The 4,089-nt window shown below is 69.5% G+C and carries 5 protein-coding genes; all 5 read left to right on the top strand.

All coding sequences use genetic code 11. From position 1 onward, the window contains the following. Nucleotides 1-824, top strand: an 824-nt coding sequence (locus tag WBL05_RS06345; protein ID WP_424224541.1) for a tetratricopeptide repeat protein, incomplete at its 5' end; no start/stop codon positions are given. 1 nt (nt 825) lies between these two features. Then, a complete protein-coding gene (locus tag WBL05_RS06340) occupies nt 826-1,512 on the top strand; it encodes a cytochrome c biogenesis CcdA family protein (protein WP_424224539.1) in 687 nt (228 codons plus the stop codon). Nucleotides 1,513-1,519: 7 nt separating this feature from the next. Further along, entirely contained in the window at nt 1,520-3,001 is a 1,482-nt protein-coding gene (locus tag WBL05_RS06335; RefSeq protein ID WP_424224538.1) for a cytochrome c biogenesis protein ResB, read from the top strand. Continuing rightward, nucleotides 2,994-3,899, top strand: a complete 906-nt coding sequence (ccsB, locus tag WBL05_RS06330; RefSeq protein ID WP_424224537.1) for a c-type cytochrome biogenesis protein CcsB — start codon at nt 2,994-2,996, stop codon at nt 3,897-3,899. The genes WBL05_RS06335 and ccsB overlap by 8 nt, the downstream gene beginning before the upstream one ends. Continuing rightward, the coding region (locus WBL05_RS06325; protein WP_424224535.1) for a hypothetical protein at nt 3,899-4,089 on the top strand (191 nt) is incomplete at its 3' end. The genes ccsB and WBL05_RS06325, both read left to right, overlap by 1 nt.

Raw genomic sequence — 4,089 nt, 5'->3', positions numbered from 1 at the left:
AACTCAAGGAGTACCTCGCGTCGGCGCCGGCTGGACTGCAGGGGTGGGCCCAGCAGCAACTGGCCACCCTCGACGAGCCCTACCCCGCTTCACCCGCCGACCCCGCGGCGCCCGACGATGACGGCGTGGGGGTCGAGGCGTTCCCGGAGTTCGCCGACGACCAGCCGCCCGTGCGGCGTCCGGGGACGGCCACCAGGACGCGCCAGCCGCGTCGGGCGGCAGGTGGCCCCAGCAAGGTGAACCTGGTCCTGGTCGCGCTGCTGGCCGCGGCGGTGGTGATCATCGTCCAGCAGATGGGCCTGTCGTCCGGTGGTGAGACGGTGAGCACGCAGGACGCCGCGGCCAGCGTGATGGCGGGCACCGCCACCGAGTTCCCGCCCCTCGACCAGGCCGCGGTCGCCGAGCTCGAGACCCGGATCGAGGCCAACCCCACCGACGCCAAGCTGCGCGGCGACCTCGGCAAGCTGTACTACGACAGCGGTCTGTACCAGGACGCGGTCGGGTACTTCGAGCAGGCACTGGAGATCGCCCCCGACGACGTCGAGGTGCTGCTGTCGCTCGGCGTGACCGAGTACAGCCTGAGCGACTACGACGCCGCCGAACAACACTGGTCACGGGCCACCGAGGTCGCCCCCGACCTGGCTGAACCCTGGTACAACCTCGGCTTCCTCTACCTGGCCCAGACCCCGCCCGACTACGCAGCCGTGGAGCGGGCGTGGGGCAAGGTCGTGGAGGTCGCCCCCGATAGTGAACTCGCGCAAACAGCCGCCGCTCACCTGGAGCGGTTCCGGGCGTCGACGAGTTCGCCGACGCCGGGCGGCTGAGATGGAGATCACGATCCCGCTCGCCCTGCTTGCCGGTCTGGTGTCGTTCGCCTCGCCGTGCTTCCTGCCGATCGTCCCCGCCTTCGTCGGGCAGCTGGTCGGAGGGCCGCAGCAGGTGTCCCGGCCGGCCGCGTTGCTGAACGCGGTCAGCTTCGTCGCCGGGTTCAGCGCCGTCTTCATCGCGCTGTGGGCGTCGATCGGGCTGATCGGGCTGTCGCTCGGACCCTACGTCGGGATTTTCCGGGTGGTCGGCGGCGTGGTGCTGATCGTGATGGGCCTGCACGTCGCCGGGCTGATCGAGATCCCGCTGCTCAACCGGGCTGCCCGGCTGCAGGTGCGTCCCGGTCAACAGGGCGCGCTGCGCGCCGGTCTGATGGGTGTGGTCTTCGGGGCGGGTTGGACGCCGTGCATCGGCCCGATCCTGGGCGCGATCCTGGCCCTGGCCACCGTCAGCGCGACCGCCGGGCTGGGGGTGGCGCTGATGCTCGCCTACTGCGCCGGGTTGGGGGTGCCGATCGTGCTGGTCGCCATCGGCGCCGTGCGGGCCAACGAGCGGTTCGCCTGGTTCGCCCGGCACCACGTCGCGATCTCGCTGGCCAGCGGCGCCATCCTGGTCGTCATCGGGTTCCTGATGATCACCAACCTGTTCGCCCGGCTGGCCGCCTTCGTCCCGGCGTTTGGAGCATAGGAGAACCATGAGTCTCGAAACCGATGAACGCACCCGCACCGAGGGCCCGCAGGGCGCGGCGGACGGGCTGGACGACACCGTGACGGTCGCCCCGTCCCAACTGTTCGGCAGCATCTACGCCTTCTTCTACAACAAGCGGGTCGGCCTGGTCCTGATCCTGCTGACCGGCCTGTTCGCCCTGATCGGGGTGCTCTTCCCACAGGCGCCGGCCGGGGTACGCGACGACCCGGCGTCCATGCAGGCCTGGCTGGAGTCGGCGCGGCCCACCTTCGGCGGCTGGACCGACATCATGGCCACCCTCGGCTTCTTCAACGTCTTCGCCTCGATCCCGTTCGTGGTGGTGATCACGCTGCTGGCGGTCAGCACCCTGGCCTGCACCTGCCACCGGCTGCCGTTGCTGTACCGGCCCGCCTTCCAGCCGCACACCAGGGTGAGCGCCGAGTTCTTCAACCGTGCCCGGTTGCGCGGCGACTTCACCAGCAATGTCACCGTCCACGCCGCAGTCAGCTTCATCACCGACCACGCCAGGCGCAGCCAGGTGCGGGTGCTCGAGGATCCCCGCGGGCCGGGCCGCAACCTCTACACCGACAAGTGGCACCTGGCGCCGTTCGGCACCGCGGTAGCGCACGTCGGGATCGTGGTCATCATGGCTGGTTTCCTGCTCAGCTCACTGACCGGCTTCCGCGACGAGCAGTTCACCCTGACCATCGGCCACCCGACCGAGGTCGGCCACGGAACCGGGCTGGTTGCCGAGGCGAAATCCTTCCAGGACAGCTACTACCCCGACGGCACGCCGATGGACTACGTGACCGACCTCGTCCTGACCCGCGACGGTGAGCAGGTGGCCCGGCACGACGTGCGGGTGAACGACCCGTTGAAGTACGACGGCGTCATGTTCCACCAGGCCTACTTCGGTATCGCCGCGGTGGTGCAGGTCACCGACGCCCAGGGCCAGGTGGTCTTCGGTGACGGGGTGCCGCTGGAGTTCACCACCCAGGACGGCTCGATGGTCTACGGCGTGGTCGAGCTGGCTGAGCAGCAGCGCGAGCTGTTCGTGATCGGTTCCGCGTCCGGCCGGACCGGCACCGGTATCGCGGCCGGCCAGATGCGCATCGAGGTGTACCCGAGCGGCGAGGACGTGCCGCTGGGCACCGCGATCCTCGATCAGGGCACCGGCATCGACGTCGACGGCCTGACCTACACCTTCGAGCGGGAGCAACAGTTCACCGGGCTGCTGGTCAAGCGCGACCCGGGCACCTGGGTGGTCTGGCTGGGCAGCGCGATGCTGATCATCGGCACCTGCCTGACGATGTTCCTGCGCCATCACCGGATCTGGTTCCGGGTCACCGAGACCGACGACGGCTGCCGGGTTCAGATGGCCTCACCCGATCGGCAGGACGCCACCTTCGCCCGCAACTTCCACCAGCTGGCCGCCGAACTGTCCGACCAGATGTCCGCCCCGATGGAAAGGATCAATGTCGATGCTTGAGATATCGCAGGCCCTGCTGGTGGCCACCACCGCACTGATCACGCTGGCGCTGGGCGCCTACCTGATCGCCGTCTTCGCCGCCCGGCTGCAGCACAGTACCGCCGCCCGGCAGGCCGTCCTGGTCCCGGCGTCCGGGCAGCAGGACGGCTCCGCAGCCGCAGCCGCGTCCTCTTCGGCGGCGCCGGCCCGCCGCGGGCTGACCTGGTTCGGCAGCAGGTTCGTCCAGTTGGCGCTGATCCTGCTGAGCGCCTCGATGCTGGTCCGGATGTTCGCCACCGGGCACCCGCCGTTCGCCAACCACTACGAGTTCGCCGTCTCGTTCGCGTGGGGCATGATCCTGGCGCAGGTCTACTTCGAGTGGCGTTACAAGGTGCGCACACTGGCCCTGGTGGTGCTGCCGGTCATCCTCGGCATGCTGATCTACGCGTCCACCCTGTCGTACGAGGCCAACCCGCTGATGCCGGCGCTGCAGAACAGCCCGCTGCTGACGGTGCACGTGTTCACCGCCGCCCTCGCCTACGGCGCGGCGGTGATCGCGTTCGGTGCGGCCGTGATGTACCTGCTCGCCCCGCGGATCAAGTGGCGTGGCTGGCCCAGGCGCGAGGTGCTGGACGAACTCGGCTACAAGGCGGTGATCGTCACCTTCCCGATGCTGACGATCATGATCATCCTGGGGTCGATCTGGGCGAACATCGCCTGGGGCCGGTACTGGAGCTGGGACCCGAAGGAGACCGCGGCGCTGGTGACCTGGCTGATCTACGGCGCCTACCTGCATGCCCGGGTGGTTCGCGACTGGCGCGGCGCGAAGTCGGCCTGGCTGCTGGTGGCGGGCTTCCTCGCCATCCTGTTCACCTACTTCGGCAACCTCTTCTTCGGCGGCCTGCACGCCTACGCCTGATGAGCACCGACCAGCAGACCATCCCCAGCGACGCCGACTGGCGGGCCCGGATCCGCGGCAGTCGGATCGGCAACCTGGTCGTGCTCGGCATCACCGCGCTCGCGGTGCTGCTCGGAGTGTGGCTGGTGATGCGGCCCGGTGCGGACGCGGCCGAGGGCGCCGACGGGGCGGGCGGGGACGTCTCGCGGGT

This window comes from Brooklawnia sp., assembly GCF_049651565.1.
Classification (GTDB): domain Bacteria; phylum Actinomycetota; class Actinomycetes; order Propionibacteriales; family Propionibacteriaceae; genus Brooklawnia.
Note: the sequence above shows the minus strand (reverse complement) of the source record. Positions and strands in the feature narration are given on the sequence as shown.